This is a genomic window from Natrinema sp. SYSU A 869, assembly GCF_019879105.1.
Lineage (GTDB): Archaea > Halobacteriota > Halobacteria > Halobacteriales > Natrialbaceae > Natrinema.
In genome coordinates, this window is sequence record NZ_CP082249.1 from 2,287,524 (window position 1) to 2,301,412 (window position 13,889).

General features: G+C 61.6%; 15 protein-coding genes and 2 pseudogenes. 9 read left to right on the forward strand and 8 right to left on the reverse strand.

What is annotated here, in order from left to right; translation table 11 throughout:
- The first annotated feature begins 258 nt into the window (after window positions 1-258).
- Window positions 259-524, forward strand: a pseudogene (locus K6I40_RS28625) (hypothetical protein).
- Between the two features lie 175 nt (window positions 525-699).
- Here the strand turns inward: K6I40_RS28625 and K6I40_RS19515 are convergent.
- Together K6I40_RS19515 and hisA are read right to left on the reverse strand one after the other, a co-directional pair.
- Window positions 700-873 (reverse strand): hypothetical protein, encoded by a 174-nt coding sequence (locus K6I40_RS19515; protein ID WP_222915630.1) that lies wholly within the window; start codon window positions 871-873, stop codon window positions 700-702.
- A 53-nt stretch (window positions 874-926) separates the two neighbouring features.
- The gene (gene hisA, locus K6I40_RS19520) at window positions 927-1,679 is read right to left on the reverse strand and encodes a 1-(5-phosphoribosyl)-5-[(5-phosphoribosylamino)methylideneamino]imidazole-4-carboxamide isomerase (protein WP_222915633.1); all 753 of its coding nucleotides are present in this window, start codon (window positions 1,677-1,679) and stop codon (window positions 927-929) included.
- Window positions 1,680-1,797: 118 nt separating this feature from the next.
- Here hisA and K6I40_RS19525 point away from each other — a divergent pair, with 118 nt between their 5' ends.
- Together K6I40_RS19525 and K6I40_RS19530 are read left to right on the forward strand one after the other, a co-directional pair.
- A complete protein-coding gene (locus K6I40_RS19525; protein ID WP_222915635.1) occupies window positions 1,798-3,657 on the forward strand; it encodes an SLC13 family permease in 1,860 nt (619 codons plus the stop codon).
- A 173-nt stretch (window positions 3,658-3,830) separates the two neighbouring features.
- Window positions 3,831-5,011, forward strand: a pseudogene (locus K6I40_RS19530) (inorganic phosphate transporter).
- Window positions 5,012-5,081: 70 nt separating this feature from the next.
- Here K6I40_RS19530 and K6I40_RS19535 read toward each other — a convergent pair.
- Entirely contained in the window at window positions 5,082-5,399 is a 318-nt protein-coding gene (locus K6I40_RS19535; protein ID WP_222915637.1) for a hypothetical protein, read from the reverse strand.
- A gap of 168 nt (window positions 5,400-5,567) precedes the next feature.
- On the opposite strand from K6I40_RS19535, the gene K6I40_RS19540 reads away from it, so the two are divergent.
- From K6I40_RS19540 to K6I40_RS19560, 5 genes are all read left to right on the forward strand, one after another.
- Complete coding sequence (locus tag K6I40_RS19540; RefSeq protein WP_255681781.1) at window positions 5,568-5,849, forward strand: hypothetical protein; 282 nt, start codon at window positions 5,568-5,570, stop codon at window positions 5,847-5,849.
- A gap of 247 nt (window positions 5,850-6,096) precedes the next feature.
- Window positions 6,097-6,486 carry a ferredoxin Fer gene (fer, locus tag K6I40_RS19545; protein ID WP_222915639.1) on the forward strand — a complete coding sequence of 130 codons (390 nt, stop codon included), beginning with the start codon at window positions 6,097-6,099 and terminating at the stop codon, window positions 6,484-6,486.
- Window positions 6,487-6,880: 394 nt separating this feature from the next.
- Window positions 6,881-7,291 (forward strand): metalloregulator ArsR/SmtB family transcription factor, encoded by a 411-nt coding sequence (locus K6I40_RS19550; protein WP_222915641.1) that lies wholly within the window; start codon window positions 6,881-6,883, stop codon window positions 7,289-7,291.
- On the forward strand, window positions 7,284-8,444 hold the full coding sequence (gene arsB / locus K6I40_RS19555) for an ACR3 family arsenite efflux transporter (protein WP_222915643.1): 1,161 nt from the start codon (window positions 7,284-7,286) through the stop codon (window positions 8,442-8,444). The genes K6I40_RS19550 and arsB overlap by 8 nt, the downstream gene beginning before the upstream one ends.
- 18 nt (window positions 8,445-8,462) lie before the next feature.
- A complete protein-coding gene (locus K6I40_RS19560; RefSeq protein ID WP_222915645.1) occupies window positions 8,463-8,909 on the forward strand; it encodes a low molecular weight phosphatase family protein in 447 nt (148 codons plus the stop codon).
- A gap of 91 nt (window positions 8,910-9,000) precedes the next feature.
- Here the strand turns inward: K6I40_RS19560 and K6I40_RS19565 are convergent, their stop codons facing one another.
- The 3 genes from K6I40_RS19565 to K6I40_RS19575 form a co-directional block, all read right to left on the reverse strand.
- A complete protein-coding gene (locus tag K6I40_RS19565) occupies window positions 9,001-10,248 on the reverse strand; it encodes a chloride channel protein (RefSeq protein ID WP_222915647.1) in 1,248 nt (415 codons plus the stop codon).
- A gap of 70 nt (window positions 10,249-10,318) precedes the next feature.
- The gene (locus tag K6I40_RS19570; RefSeq protein ID WP_222915649.1) at window positions 10,319-10,741 is read right to left on the reverse strand and encodes a universal stress protein; all 423 of its coding nucleotides are present in this window, start codon (window positions 10,739-10,741) and stop codon (window positions 10,319-10,321) included.
- A gap of 150 nt (window positions 10,742-10,891) precedes the next feature.
- A complete protein-coding gene (locus K6I40_RS19575) occupies window positions 10,892-11,398 on the reverse strand; it encodes an HPP family protein (protein ID WP_222915652.1) in 507 nt (168 codons plus the stop codon).
- 186 nt (window positions 11,399-11,584) lie between these two features.
- Between K6I40_RS19575 and K6I40_RS19580 the strand changes: the two genes are divergently transcribed.
- The gene (locus K6I40_RS19580) at window positions 11,585-12,610 is read left to right on the forward strand and encodes an A24 family peptidase (RefSeq protein WP_222915655.1); all 1,026 of its coding nucleotides are present in this window, start codon (window positions 11,585-11,587) and stop codon (window positions 12,608-12,610) included.
- Between the two features lie 378 nt (window positions 12,611-12,988).
- On the opposite strand, the gene K6I40_RS19585 is transcribed toward K6I40_RS19580, so the two are convergent.
- Together K6I40_RS19585 and K6I40_RS19590 are read right to left on the reverse strand one after the other, a co-directional pair.
- Complete coding sequence (locus K6I40_RS19585; protein ID WP_222915657.1) at window positions 12,989-13,216, reverse strand: hypothetical protein; 228 nt, start codon at window positions 13,214-13,216, stop codon at window positions 12,989-12,991.
- Between the two features lie 192 nt (window positions 13,217-13,408).
- Complete coding sequence (locus K6I40_RS19590) at window positions 13,409-13,828, reverse strand: HIT family protein (RefSeq protein WP_222915659.1); 420 nt, start codon at window positions 13,826-13,828, stop codon at window positions 13,409-13,411.
- Window positions 13,829-13,889: the final 61 nt, after the last annotated feature.

A 13,889-nucleotide genomic window follows, 5' to 3' on the forward strand; every position in this document is an offset into this window, starting at 1 on the left:
CCCGATACAAGGAGATTCCGCTCGTCGCCGTCGGCGAACCGTCGACCGGGGTCGACCGATCCGATCTCACGCGTCCCATTCCAATTCTGGAATATCTATTGAGAAAGAGTTATAAAATGTCTACGTAGTTATGAGGGCGTATCAAACGTCGTTCATCTCTCATTACTGGGGTGAAACGGACCGAAACGGCGCCAATCTTCAGCCGATTATATGATGCAGTGGGTGAATGTTATAGTTGAGAAGAGGTGTCCCGTTCCGATGTCCAATCCCTCCCCCGTTTCGAACGAATCGATCGCTCCGTCGAGCCCTGACGCGGAGCCGAGCCACGACTACTACGAGCAGTTCGTCCGTTCGCTCAAAGGTCCCGTCCAGTTCCTATCGTTCTGGATTGCCATCGCCTTGCCCTTCGTGCATCTCCCCTCCTCGCACAGGGACTCGGCGATTCGGCCGTCACGCTGACGTTCGTCTTCCTGTTGGTGGCCAACGCCTTCGCCCTCTACGTCGGTCACGGCTACAACAGCTAAGTTCGCTGATTCCCCGTTGAGTCCCACGTCGGTCTCTTACTCTCTCGATATCGTTGCGTCTCCCGTCCGAACCGGTATTTCGTCCTCCCGCTACATTACGGGTATTTGACGCTGATTCGGTTAATTAGCGCTCGAGCCGTGCTCTTGGCCACCGAAATGGTCTGCTCTTGATCGCTTACGCCGTTCCGGTTGGATTACCGTTGCTTGACTCGTCCTCGGGAAGGGCGAAGAGCACGATTGCGAGCCCGAGAATCGCGGTGAGCGGTCCGATGAACGCCATCGCTGGCAGGAGGGCGAAGACGGCGGCCATCCGGACGTGATCTGTCCAATGGTAGTCGTGGTCAGCCATTGGCGTCTGGTTTGACGGCCGACACCTTCAATCCCGGCCGTCGCTCGAGCGGACTACTCGCCGGCGTCGACCGTAGCCTGTGCTTGCGCGAGTGTGAAGTTGCCCTCGTACAGCGCGCTCCCGACGACGACCGCGGCCGCGCCTGCGTCTTCGAGGTCCCGCACATCCTCGAGCGTCGCGACGCCGCCGCTGGCGATCACAGGGATATCGGTCGCATCGACCAGTTCCTGTACGGGCTCGGTCGCGACGCCCTCGAGTCGGCCCTCGACGTCGACGTTCGTAAAGAGGATCGCGGCAGCCCCGAGGTCCTCGTACCGCTGGGCGGCCTCGACGGGGCTGATCCCCGCGCCTTCGGTCCACCCCTCGACGACGACTTCGCCGTCTTTCGCGTCGAGGCTGACGACGACGCTGTCGGGATGATCGTCGCTAATCTCGGCCACAATGTCGGGGTTCTCGACCGCTGCAGTGCCGAGGATGACCCGATCGACGCCGCGCTCGAGGAGGTCGGTCGCGTCCTCGGCGGTGCGGATCCCGCCACCTAGTTGCGTCGGCACGTCGACGGCGTCGATCACCGCATCGATGGCCCCTGCGTTCCCCCGTTCGCCCTCGAACGCGCCGTCGAGGTCGATGAGGTGCAGCGTTTCCGCACCCGCGTCGATCCACCGCTGGGCAGCCTCGATGGGGTCGCCGTAGGTCTTTTCGGTGCCGCGTTCCCCTTGGACGAGCTGGACGACCTCGCCGTTCTGGATGTCGACCGCCGGAATTACCTCGAACTCGTCGAATCCGCCGCTCGCGTCGTCGGTCATACTCGAGTGCGCGAGGCCGGCGCGAGTAAAGGCGACGGTTTCACCGAACGACCATCGCCGCGACACTATTCCCTTTCTCAACAGAATCGTTACATGTGTGGTCGGTGTGGGTCGTTCCATGCCGCTGTCGGCGTGCGATTTCCTCGCACAAGCAACTGTAACTCGACCCGATGTCACGACGGACATACTCGTTGTCTTCGGCGTCGTTGCCCTCGCGCTCGTTCTTTTTCTCACCGAACGCCTGCCGATCGACGTGACCGCGATCCTGTTGATCGTCGTGTTGGTCGTGCTCGAGCCGTGGACGGGCATCGATCCCGAGACCGGTATCTCGGGCTTCGCGAACGAGGCGACGATCACCGTGCTGGCGATGTTGATTCTCAGCGGCGGGATCAGCCGGACCGGAATCGTTCAAGAGCTGGGACGACGAATGGCCGACTTCGCGGGCGAAAGCACACGCAAACAGGTGTTCGCGACCGTCGCCGCGACCGCCCCCGTCTCCGGCTTCCTGAACAACACGCCGGTCGTCGCGTTGCTGGTGCCGGTCGTCACCGACGTGGCGAACCGGGGGAACACGTCGCCGTCGAAGCTGTTGATCCCCCTCTCGTACGCGTCGCAACTGGGCGGGATGCTCACGCTCATCGGCACCTCGACGAACATCCTCGCGAGCGACGTCAGCGCCCGCCTCGGCTCCGAGTATCCCGAACTCCACCGGTTCTCGATGTTCGAATTTACGAAACTGGGTGCAATCGTCGTCGTTGTCGGCTCTCTCTACCTTATCTTCGTCGGTCACTACCTCCTTCCCGAGCGGGTCCCGCCGCGTGCGGACTACCTCGAGGAGTACGACGTGGGGGATTACATCGCCGACGTCGCCGTCGTTCCCGGTTCGCCGCTCGTCGGCGAAACGGTCCGCGACGCGACCGCGGCGCTCGGGCCCGATATCGACGTGGTTCAGGTGGTTCACGGCGGGGAGCGGTCGGTCGCCCCGCGGCAGGGGACGACCCTCGGAGAGGGTGACATCCTCGTGGTTCGGACGGGCCGTCACGCGATAACAGCCTTCGAGGACGCCGTTGGGGTCGAACCGGTCGGCCGTCCGGGTAGAGTCGCCACACTCTCGGAATCGACTGACGGCGTACTCACGGAACTGGTCGTCTCGCTGGACTCGCGGCTCGTCGGCGAGCGCCTCGATCCCGAGTCGTTTCGCGAGGAGTTCGACGCCGCCGTGCTCGGGTTGCGAAGCCGGGGCGAACTCATGGACGAGCGCATCGTCGGCAGACGCCTCAGCGTCGGCGACACGTTGCTCGTTCAGGCGCTGCCAGATACGCTCGACCAGCTCGCCCGTAGCGACGACGTGATCGTCGCCCGCGAGCCGCACCGGCCGGACTACCGGACGGACAAGGCACCGATCGCCGTTGCCATCATGCTCGGCGTCGTCGCCGTGGCCGCCCTCGAGATCTATCCGATCCTGATAGCCGCGCTCGCGGGCGTCGTCGCGATGGTACTCACGGGTGTGCTCGATCCCAACGAACTCTACGACGCCGTCGAGTGGGACATCATCTTCCTGCTCGCGGGGGTAATCCCGCTGGGGATCGCGCTCGAGCGAACCGGTGCGGCGACGCTGCTCGCGTTCGCGGTCGTCGAGACTGCGGGAGCGCTTCCCACGATCGTGGTCCTTTGGCTCTTCTACCTTCTCACTGCGCTTCTGACCAACGTCATCAGTAACAACGCCAGCGTCGTCCTGCTGATTCCGGTGGCGGCGGCCGCAGCGGCGGGGATTGACGCGAACCCGTTCGCGTTCGTGCTGGCAGTGACCTTCGCCGCGAGCACTGCCTTCCTGGGCCCGATCGGCTATCAGACGAACCTGTTCGTCTACGGCCCCGGTGGCTACCGCTTTACCGACTACGCTCGGATCGGCGCGCCCCTGCAACTGATTCTGTCGGTCGTCACCGTGCTCGGGATCGCTGTCTTTTGGAGCGTGTGAACCGCCCGTCGGCTCGGGGACGAGCCGTCCGTGTCCGTGTATTCGAGGGCGTGATACCCGTCTCTTCCTTCGTTTCGATCGCCGTCTCGAGTGACACCCTGCTCCTGACTAGCGCTTCTCGGCCGGTTCCTGAACAGCGTTCTTTTTAGGGTCGGCTCACGTGACTTCTGAATGTGCCGGAAGTACTGCTTATCGTAGGGATCGTCGTCGCCATCTTCGTCGGGTTCAACATCGGCGGCTCGACGACGGGACCCGCGTTCGGGCCGGCCGTCGGTGCCAACGTGATCACGAAACTGATGGCGGCGGCGCTAATGTCGATTTTCTTCTTCCTCGGAGCGATCACGATCGGCCCGCAGGTCGTCGACACGCTCGGACGAGAACTGGTACAGGATACCAGCATCTTCACCATGCGGTCGAACGTCGCCGTTCTCTTCTTCATCGGCGGCGCGCTGTTCATCGGTAACTATGCCGGCGTCCCCGCTTCGACGTCGATGACCGCGGTCGGTGCTATCGCCGCGCTCGGGCTCGCGACCGGCGAACTCAACTGGGCGGTGATGGGCGAGATCGTCGTCTGGTGGATCGTCGCGCCGATCATCGGCTTCTGGGTGGCGGGCGTCGTCGGCCGATACTTCTACCCACGAATCAACGCGTGGATCGCGATCGAGGGGAACCGGGGCGGCCAACAGATGATCCGTATCGACTACTCGGGTATCGTTCCGCAGTTCCAGTTCGGGGAGAATTCGACGCGACGAGAGATTACCGGCGCGTTCGCCGTCGTCGGGATCGGCTGTCTGATGGCGTTCTCCTCGGGGACGAGTAACATTGCCAACGCCATCGCGCCGATCTACGGCACCGGCGACGTCGACATGATCCCGCTCATCCTCATTGGGTCGGTGGCGGTTACCGTCGGCTGTTTCACCATCGCTCGCCGAACGCTCGACACGCTCGGCAACGACATCACGAATCTCCCGCTGACCGCGGCGATCGTCGTCGCCGTCGTCGCGTCGACGATCGTGATCTCGCTGTCGGCGATCGGTATCCCCGCGAGTTTCGTCGTGGTGGCGACGATGAGCATTATCGGTCTCGGCTGGGGACGGGCGACTCGGACGACGACGCTGTCGGGCGTCAGGGCCGGCGAGGAGACCCGCGTTTCGGTCGGCGCGCTGACCGCCGAGGAGGAGGGCGAACAATCCCCGAGATCGGCGAGGAGGAACCCGAAGACATCCCGAAGGCGTCGGACCTGTTCGACCCCTCGACGACGGCCCGCGTGATCCTCATGCAGAACGTCGTGCCGGCCATCTCGACGGTCGGTGCCTATCTCACGTTCCGGTTCATCCCGATTTTCGGGTTCTGATTGGACGGGCAGTGTTTGACTGGATAACAGCCGTCTCTGTCGTCCGGTTGGCGGCCCCCGAATCAGGGAGTTACATATATACGTCATATGCCTTTGCTGCAGTTACGGCTACGCATGCAGCAACAGCTCCGGAAATTAATGTTTTCTCGATAATCAATGTGGTAGTTATAACGCTGTATACTAGCACTAACGGTAACTCAATTAGCGGTCTTAGTGACATCGTATCGACCAAATACAATGCTGTACCTAATCCGAAACCGAAAATAATGGCGATCCAGCTTACGTATAGACCTTTTTTAAACCAAACGAATCCGACTACTATTGTTACTACTAGGAATATGAAAACCACTGGCCACCCTTCGCGTCGTATTGATTTTGCACCACCCACTATTTCATAATCTAAAATACAGTTTAAAACTATTTTGATTACGCTATCATATTCTTGGATAGAGAGCTACAATTCTGGTCGAACGGTCCTCTCTGACTGGTCTCATACTACTGTCTTTTCACTCTCCTTCGGTACCAGATGCGACCCTCGGTTCAGTGTCCCAGGAAATTGTATCACCGTGGTCGCTACTTCTATCCATACCTCGATCGACACTTCGAGATCCGCCAGTCTAGTGGCCCCCTGCTCACGCTCGAGCTCTCGACGAACGTCCTCACCCAGGAGACGCCCGAACAGGTTCCCAAGATTGGCGGGGAAGAGCCCGAGGACATCCTCGAGTCGAATGACCTAGTCAGACCGGACGCTGTCGCGTGGTTCGTTACATTTTGGATCATCGGGCCGTCCGCATCGGCCGGACTGGCGTATGTGTTCTTTCTCGTCGTGCCGCTGTGACGACCGTCCGGCATCGACCTCTCGGAGTAGGGACACCGCTGGCGGGACGATGCCGTTGATTTTGGCTCCGGCAACAAACGCACCAGTCCTGCGAATACGTTCGGACATTTCTTTTTCCTCTTCCATTTGATCACCGATCTTGTAACGAACAAGGGCATTCTTTCCTCCGAATTGGTCAATTCTGACTCAAAGACAATTTAGGACTGAACAGCAAGCTATACCAGTGCGGGACTCGAATCGCCGAGTGATGCCCACGGTAGAATACCTCAACTACGAAGTACTGGACGATCAGGGCTGGGAGATGGACGACGACGACCTCTTCGCGGAGGCCGCCGACGCCGGCCTCGACGACGAGGACTACGGCACGCTCGATGTTGCCGAGGGCGAATACATCCTTGAGGCGGCCGAGGCGCAGGGCTACGACTGGCCCTTCTCGTGTCGCGCCGGTGCCTGTGCGAACTGCGCCGCGATTGTCTTCGAGGGCGAGATCGACATGGACATGCAGCAGATCCTCTCCGACGAGGAAGTCGAGGAGAAAGACGTCCGCCTGACCTGTATCGGATCGGCCGAAACCGACGAGGTCAAGATCGTCTACAACGCCAAGCACCTCGACTACCTGCAGAACCGCGTCATTTAAACTGACAGACAGCGTTTCGACGCGAAATTATCGGACCCCGTTTCCGGGGTCGAATTTTCACTCCTTCCGACGAGTCGCAGTACTCGAGCAGTGCGGCCTCTCTGCGTTCGGATTCGCGACTTCCGAATCGATTTCCCCGCAAGTGTCCCGGACCGGTTTGGAGCGCCGGCTCGCCAGCGAGTAGCGATCGATTCGCGTAGTCACGTCGGTCCGCATACCGCTTGCCGAACGTGACGGTTCCGTCGTTCACCTCATCTTTATACTTGAAAATCTCTTCAAGTATCATATCGCAATTACTGCTAGATCTCCGATCTAATTGTCCTATATCGCTCTATCGGGCCTATATAGATTCCTACCGCAACTATTAATTGAATAGTTCTGCAACTCACTGCCGATGGCACAAGCGACGGAACGGTTACAACGGTATCTCGAGGACGAACTCGAGGCATGCCGAGACGAGGACGTCGATCGACGTGTCGACGAACTCGAAGCGCTCGAGGCGGCCCTCGGCCCGGAGCGGGTATCGGCCGAACTCGACGTGCTCTCGGCACTGGGGAACGAGACGCGATATCGGCTGGTCCGGGTCCTCGTCGCGGCTCGAGAGGAACTCTGCGTTTGCGAGCTTCACGCGGTCGTCGACGTGACCGAGAGCGGGCTCAGTCACGCGCTCTCGCGGCTCGTCGATGCGGGCTTGGCCGATGGCCGGAAGGACGGCCGCTGGAAGAAGTATCGAGCGACCAATCGAGCGGTGGCTCTCGTAACCGTCCTCGGGGGAAGCGTCACGGGGGACGGGACCGATGAGTAACGTGACCCACGAGCACGGGCCGAACTGCGGCTGTGAGAGCTGTGGCGATCCGCAGTCGATGGACTTTCTGGACAAGTATCTGACCGTGTGGATCTTCGCGGCGATGGCCGTCGGCGTCGGGCTTGGCTACGTCGCGCCGTCGGTGACTGCACCGATTCGTGACCTCCACTTCGTGGAGATCGGGCTGGTGGTGATGATGTACCCACCGCTGGCGAAGGCGGACTACTCGCGGCTCCCGACAGTGTTCAGCAACTGGCGGGTGCTCGGCCTGAGCCTCGTTCAGAACTGGCTCATCGGGCCGACGCTGATGTTCGGGCTGGCGGTGTTTTTCTTTAGCGGGCTCGTGCCCGGTCTGCCGGCCCGTCCCGAGTACTTCCTCGGACTCGTCTTCATCGGAATGGCCCGGTGTATCGCGATGGTGCTCGTCTGGAACGAGCTTGCGGAGGGCTCAACCGAGTACGTGACCGGGCTGGTCGCGTTCAACAGCCTCTTTCAGATCGTCACCTACGGCGTGTACGTCTGGTTCTTCGGCCTGGTCCTCCCCCCGCTACTGGGGATGGAGACGCTCGTGGCCGGGATCACGACGTTCAACGTCTCGCCTGAGCAGGTGTTCTTCGCCATCGTCGTCTTTCTCGGTATCCCCTTTGCGGGCGGGATTCTTACCCGCTACGTCGGCACTCGGACCAAGGGTGAGGAGTGGTACGACGAGGAGTTCGTCCCGAAGATCGACCCCCTGACGCTGGTCGCACTGCTGTTTACCATCGTCGTGATGTTCGCCACGCAGGGAGAACATATCGTCGCCGCACCGGGCGATGTCCTCCTGATCGCCGTCCCGCTGACGATCTACTTCGTCGTCATGTTCCTCGTGAGCTTCGGCATGGGTCGCGGCATCGGTGCCGACTACTCGACGACGACCGCGATCGGCTTCACCGCGGCCTCGAACAACTTCGAACTGGCCATCGCCGTCGCCGTCGCCGTCTTCGGCGTCGGCTCGAGTGTCGCCTTCGCGACCGTTGTCGGCCCGCTCATCGAGGTGCCCGTCTTGCTCGCGCTGGTCCACGTCGCGCTGTACTTCCAGCGGAAATTCGACTGGCGCGGACTCGATACCGGCAGCCTCGACGAGACACCGTCCGAAGTGGCCACCGACGACTAACCATTACAGAACCACAGCATGTCTTCCAACGCCGATTCCGACGACCCGATTCGCATCGCCTTCATGTGCGTCCAGAACGCTGGCCGCTCCCAGATGTCCACCGCGTTTGCCGAACGTGAGCGCGACCGTCGTGGCCTCGCGGACCGCGTCGAAATTCTGACCGGGGGAACTCATCCCGCCGACAGCGTTCACGAGGGCGTAATCGACGTGATGGACGAGGTCGGCGTCGACCTGTCCGACCGAACACCGCGGGAGATCACTCTCGACGAACTCCGCTCGTGTGACACTGTGGCGACGATGGGCTGTTCAACGCTTGAGGTCGGCGACGTGGGCGAAGACGTCGATATCCGCGACTGGGCGCTCGACGATCCGGATGGTTGCGATCTCGAGGCGGTCCGCGAGATCCGCGCCGAGATCGAGCAGCGGGTCGCTGCGCTGTTCGACGAGTTTAGTTCACTCGAATGAGAACGGGACCGTTATGAGAGCATCGCCGTTTGTGAAGTCGTCGTCGCCGCACGAGTGGTTCAACCCAGCGTCGATGCACCACATCCGCGGATCAGTCGTTGGTGATGTGGAAGTTCGGCGATTCGGAGCGTGGTGCTGCTTCTTCGAGAAACCGCACCGATGGACTGGCAACGAATGCCATGAGCGAGGCGAGGAATACCGGGGTGATACTCGCACCGTCCGTCAGCGCGATCGCGATAAGCGCGGAGGAGAGCGGGGTCCCGGTAACGACGGAGTTGAACGCCGCCATCCCCGCGAGCATCGCTAACCCCGGTGGAAGACCGGGAACGACGAGTGCGGTCGCCTGACCGACGAGCGCGCCCATGAACATGTGTGGAATGATGAGTCCACCGATCCAATTGCCATGAATCGTAAACGCGGCGGCGATCATGACTGCACCGAGGGTCACCAGTAGCGTCCCGAGCGAGAAACTTCCCTCCAGAAGGACGTTCATCTTCGAGCCGCCGTAGAAGTATGACAGTGGCACGAGCCACCCGAGGACGCCGATCACTGCGCCCGCGACCGTCGTTTTGACGTACACGGCGGGTGAGAGGCCGCGAAATGAATTCCCAATTCGAGAGAACAGCTGCGAGTACACGAGACCGAACGGAATACAGACGACACCGACGGCAGTGGCCCACCCCAACTGTGGAATCGTCACCGGAACGAGCGATGCCGTTTCCCAGACGGGAAACAGGTGCATCCCGCCGAACGTGGCCTCGGTCAGATAGCCGGCAAACGAGGCAACGAACGTCGGAATAATCGCTTCGTAATACTCGAGGCCGCGCCTATGTGGTAACTCGAGCCAGAGGAGTGCGCCGCCGATCGGCGCGCCTAGGATCGTCCCGAATCCTGCACCCATGCCGGCGAGGGTCAGCAGTTTCGTGGAGTTTTCGAAGCCAACTATATCCGAGATGTACGTCCCGAACGAGCCGCCAACGACCGACATGACGCCTTCGGGACCTGCATTCTGTCCGGCGATTAGCCCGATCAGGCCGACGGGGAGAATCGGGATGTTGTCCTCGAGGTCGACCCGACCCTCAGTGTGGAACTGCTGGACGAGCGCGGCGAGCGCTCCCGGATAGAACGTACTGTAAAGAATCCCGCCGATGAGAATTCCCGCACCGATGCTCACGGGAATGCGCCAGTACGTCGCAGCGAAGAGTTCCCAGAGATGATGTTTTAGGAAGAGCCAGACGACGCGAAACGCCGTCGCAACGAGCCCGACGCCGACGCCCAGGATGGCGGCGACGATGAGCATATGATGGAAATCGCGCTCGTTCAATCGGATGCTATCCATTACGCGTCAGTAGCGCTGGCGGGGTCACTATATTTACGTTCTCTAGTCGATCCATTGGTTCACTCACCTCTCATCGCTGGACCGCGAGAACGGGAACGTCTCCGTCCCGAAGGACGCGTTCAGTGACGCTTCCCATGAGAAATCGGCCGACACCAGAGCGGCCGTGGGTACTCATCACGATGAGATCGATATCGTGATCTTCTGCGTACGTCAGGATCGTCCGGGCCGGGTCGCCCATTTCGACTGTACCGACCGCATGGATATCGCGCGACAGCGCCTCCTCGACGATACGTTGCGTCGAATCGTTCCCTTCGTCGCGGAGCGTTTCCAGTTTCTCGTCGCCCTGACCGACAATGGTGGTGCTTTCGCTCTTTTCGACGACCGTCAGGACATGGACGGTCGCGTCGTACCGTTCCCCGAGGCTGTAAGCGTGGTTCGCCGCGTGTATCGCCGCCTCGCTTCCGTCAGTCGGAACGAGCACTGCGTCGTACATACACCAACTAACACCGGGGACCGACTAATATGCTGTCGAGGATCGCCCCCTATCTTCGGAGCAGCGACACCGTCTCGTCCAGACACGAGTTCACGACGAATGACGACTCCGTGTCGGTGTTCAGGGTAATCCAACAACTGACCGACCGATTCAACGGCTGATCGGGACGTATTCACCGAACGACCACTCGTGGAGTACCAGTTTGTGGATTGTGACGAGGACGACGATGGCGAGCATGATGAACGCGCCGTCAGCGAGTGACGAGAGAAATCCGAGCGAGACGATTAGCGTCGTCGCACAGGCCGGCGGGTGGACGGTGTCGGTCGCGAGCATCCCGCCCGACGTGAGCATCACGGCGAAGACACCACTGGCGGCGAGTCGTAACTGCGCGGTCGCGAGCATCGGTCTGGCCGTCGTGACGCCGAGGCCAGCCGCAACTGAGTGATATGCTATCAACCCGGCCACGACGCCGATGAGATGACCGCCGACAACCCGTCGGGACGTGGTCACCTCGCTGTCCCGAACTGTGGCTAACAGGAAGGCGGAGGGGCCGAGGCTCGGAAAGATGAGGGTCCGTCCAGTGACCCAGGCAAGCACGCCCAGAATCGTGAGAAGTACGCCGGAATACAGGGTCGAAAATGCTATTCCTTCCCTCATTACGGTATCCTATTGGCAGTACGCACAGATAGGTGTTCACCTAACATTGGTACTCTCGACGATACGCTGTTCACTCTAGGGTCGCGTTAGCGTCCGTCAACGTAGCCCTGCTGGCGGAGTCATCCGCCGATCCACTGCGAGAGCCCTGCCGAAAACGTAAGGAGACCGGGCTTCGGAGGAATGGTCGTGACGCTTGCTGGTGCCGTTGCGACGGGTCCGGATCTCCTCCGACTTGTCGCCATCCCCGTCTTCGCCTGGACTGCCTACCGCGACATCGAGACCAGACGGGTCTCGAGCACCGTCTGGATCCCCCTCACGCTGCTGGGAACTGCGTTGCTGGTCTGGGATGGCTGGCTAGCCTGGAGCGCCGGCGGGACCGCTTGGACCTACGAGTTCCTGATCCCGACGGCGATCAGTCTCGGATTGGTCGTCCCCATCGCCTACCTGTTCTGGTGGTTCGGCGGCTTCGGCGGGGCCGACGCAAAGGCCTTGCTCGTCCTCGCGGTCCTCTTCCCGACGTTTCCAGAGTATGCGCTCGGCTCGTGGACGCTCCCACTCGAGTCGCCGCCGACGATCGGCACGTTCTCGTTTACGATCCTGACGAACGCCGTCCTCGTGGGCGTTGTGCTCCCGCTCGTCCTCGCCGTTCGCAACGCCGCCGCGGGCCGGATCGCGCCGGTCATGTTTGTCGGTTGGCCGATCTCTTGGGAGCGGATTCCGGAGACCCACGGCCGCCTGCTCGAGACGCCGGCGGGCCTTTCCCGCGGCGGCCTCGACCTCGACGCGCTGCGGATGTACCTCCGCTGGCGGGGGCTCTCGCTGGCCGAGTTGCGCGAGCGACCCGAGCCATACCGGAACCCGGCGACCCTGCCCGCCGAGCCGAACCCGCCGACCGACGGCGCGGTGACCGCGGACGTGACCGTTCGTGGAGACGGCGGCGCACTCGAGTCGGACGCCGACGAGACGGGGCTTGAGCAGGGTTCGGAGACCGCCCCCGAGTACGGCGATCCCTGGGGTGCCGAGGCGTTCCTGGACGACATCGACGGCTCGGCCTACGGCACGACACCCGAAACGCTTCGTGACGGTCTCGAGGTCCTCGCGACTGAAGAGACGGTCTGGATCTCGCCGGGGACGCCGTTTCTCGTCCCGATCTTCGTCGGACTGGTGATCGCGCTGGTGTACGGCGATCTGTTGCTCGGAACGCTGTTCTAATAGTAGGGGCGACACGCTCTCATTTTTCAATACCCGTAGTGAGTATCAGTGAACCGCGTATCACTCCGACTGATCACTCGATGTGGGTGGCGCGCGCTGTGCCGCGGTGAAGTCGCTGACGAACTGTGGCTCGAACTTGCGCGAGGGACAAGCAGACGAATGTGGTCCGAGAGATTTTCGGTCTCTCGTCATCAAGCGAAGCCGTCGGCTTCGCGGACAGGGCGATTCCCTGTTGCTACGATAGGAGAACACTACATTCTGATATCATTCCTATCGATTTTGTCGGTCAGTGTAAATTGCATGTTCCAGCCCGCCGACTCGACTGCAGGCGTTCCAGAGACCGAAAGCAACGTCTCAACTGCTGCTATCGAGAACCCCCTACAGCGTCCGCTCGTACAGCGGGACGAGCACCGTCCAAAAGAGCACGAATGCAACGCCGACGCTAATCAGCGCGAGCCACGGATCGCCCCTGCCGGTCGGGGCACCCGTCGCGAGGAGGACGAAGGTGCCGGCGAACAGCAGACAGCAGACGAGGACGCTGCCGAGCTCGAGGACCGTGGCGACGGGGTGGGCGCGAACCTGAGCAACGATGCCGGCGAGAGCCATACGCGAGGCTCGCACGCGGACGGCAAAAACGTCACGACAATCCGGCCGCCGACGGCGCAAGGATGTCGCCGCGAACATAGTCGTGGATCGCCGATAGCACACGCTCGAGCGCGTGTCTCTGGCCTTGGTCGCGAGCGGCGCTCGAGTCGCGCTCGAAGTTGAGAAGCGAGGTCGAGACCGCCCATTGTCGGGTCAGGCTCGAGACTCGATATCGGCGGCGATCTCGTCGAGTTCGTCGTCTTCAAGGTCGGCCGGACCGCCGAACATGGCGTGAATGGGGCCGCCACCGTCGCCTTCGAAACGGGGGACGATGTGGCAGTGGACGTGCGGGACCTCTTGTCCGGCTTCCTCGCCGTTGTTGAACGCGACGGTCGTCGCGTCGGCGTCGACGCTTTCCTCGACGGCCGGTACCATGCGATGGACGGTGGCGTAGAGATCCGCTGCAATGTCCTCGGGGACATCGTTCAGCCGCTCGTACTCGTCTTTGGGGATCACCAGCGTATGACCCTGGGCCAGCGGGTTGGCGTCGAGGAAGGCCATCGTCGTCTCGTCTTCGTACACGATCCGCGCGGGGATCTCCCCCTCGATGATCTGACTGAAGATTGTACTCATGTGCGAGTGTGTGTTGGCCCGCTGTAAGAAGCTTACTCGCCGCGGTGCGTCTCAGCTGGCC

Bases quoted from the DNA above. Each gene is read 5' to 3' on its own strand.
- fer (WP_222915639.1), top strand. From the start codon at position 6,097: ATGCCCACGGTAGAATACCTCAACTACGAAGTACTGGACGATCAGGGC.
- K6I40_RS19570 (WP_222915649.1), bottom strand. From the start codon at position 10,741: ATGTACGACGCAGTGCTCGTTCCGACTGACGGAAGCGAGGCGGCGATA.
- K6I40_RS19560 (WP_222915645.1), top strand. From the start codon at position 8,463: ATGTCTTCCAACGCCGATTCCGACGACCCGATTCGCATCGCCTTCATG.
- K6I40_RS19565 (WP_222915647.1), bottom strand. From the start codon at position 10,248: ATGGATAGCATCCGATTGAACGAGCGCGATTTCCATCATATGCTCATC.
- K6I40_RS19515 (WP_222915630.1), bottom strand. From the start codon at position 873: ATGGCTGACCACGACTACCATTGGACAGATCACGTCCGGATGGCCGCC.
- K6I40_RS19575 (WP_222915652.1), bottom strand. From the start codon at position 11,398: ATGAGGGAAGGAATAGCATTTTCGACCCTGTATTCCGGCGTACTTCTC.
- hisA (WP_222915633.1), bottom strand. From the start codon at position 1,679: ATGACCGACGACGCGAGCGGCGGATTCGACGAGTTCGAGGTAATTCCG.
- K6I40_RS19585 (WP_222915657.1), bottom strand. From the start codon at position 13,216: ATGGCTCTCGCCGGCATCGTTGCTCAGGTTCGCGCCCACCCCGTCGCC.
- K6I40_RS19590 (WP_222915659.1), bottom strand. From the start codon at position 13,828: ATGAGTACAATCTTCAGTCAGATCATCGAGGGGGAGATCCCCGCGCGG.
- K6I40_RS19550 (WP_222915641.1), top strand. From the start codon at position 6,881: ATGGCACAAGCGACGGAACGGTTACAACGGTATCTCGAGGACGAACTC.
- K6I40_RS19525 (WP_222915635.1), top strand. From the start codon at position 1,798: ATGCCGCTGTCGGCGTGCGATTTCCTCGCACAAGCAACTGTAACTCGA.
- arsB (WP_222915643.1), top strand. From the start codon at position 7,284: ATGAGTAACGTGACCCACGAGCACGGGCCGAACTGCGGCTGTGAGAGC.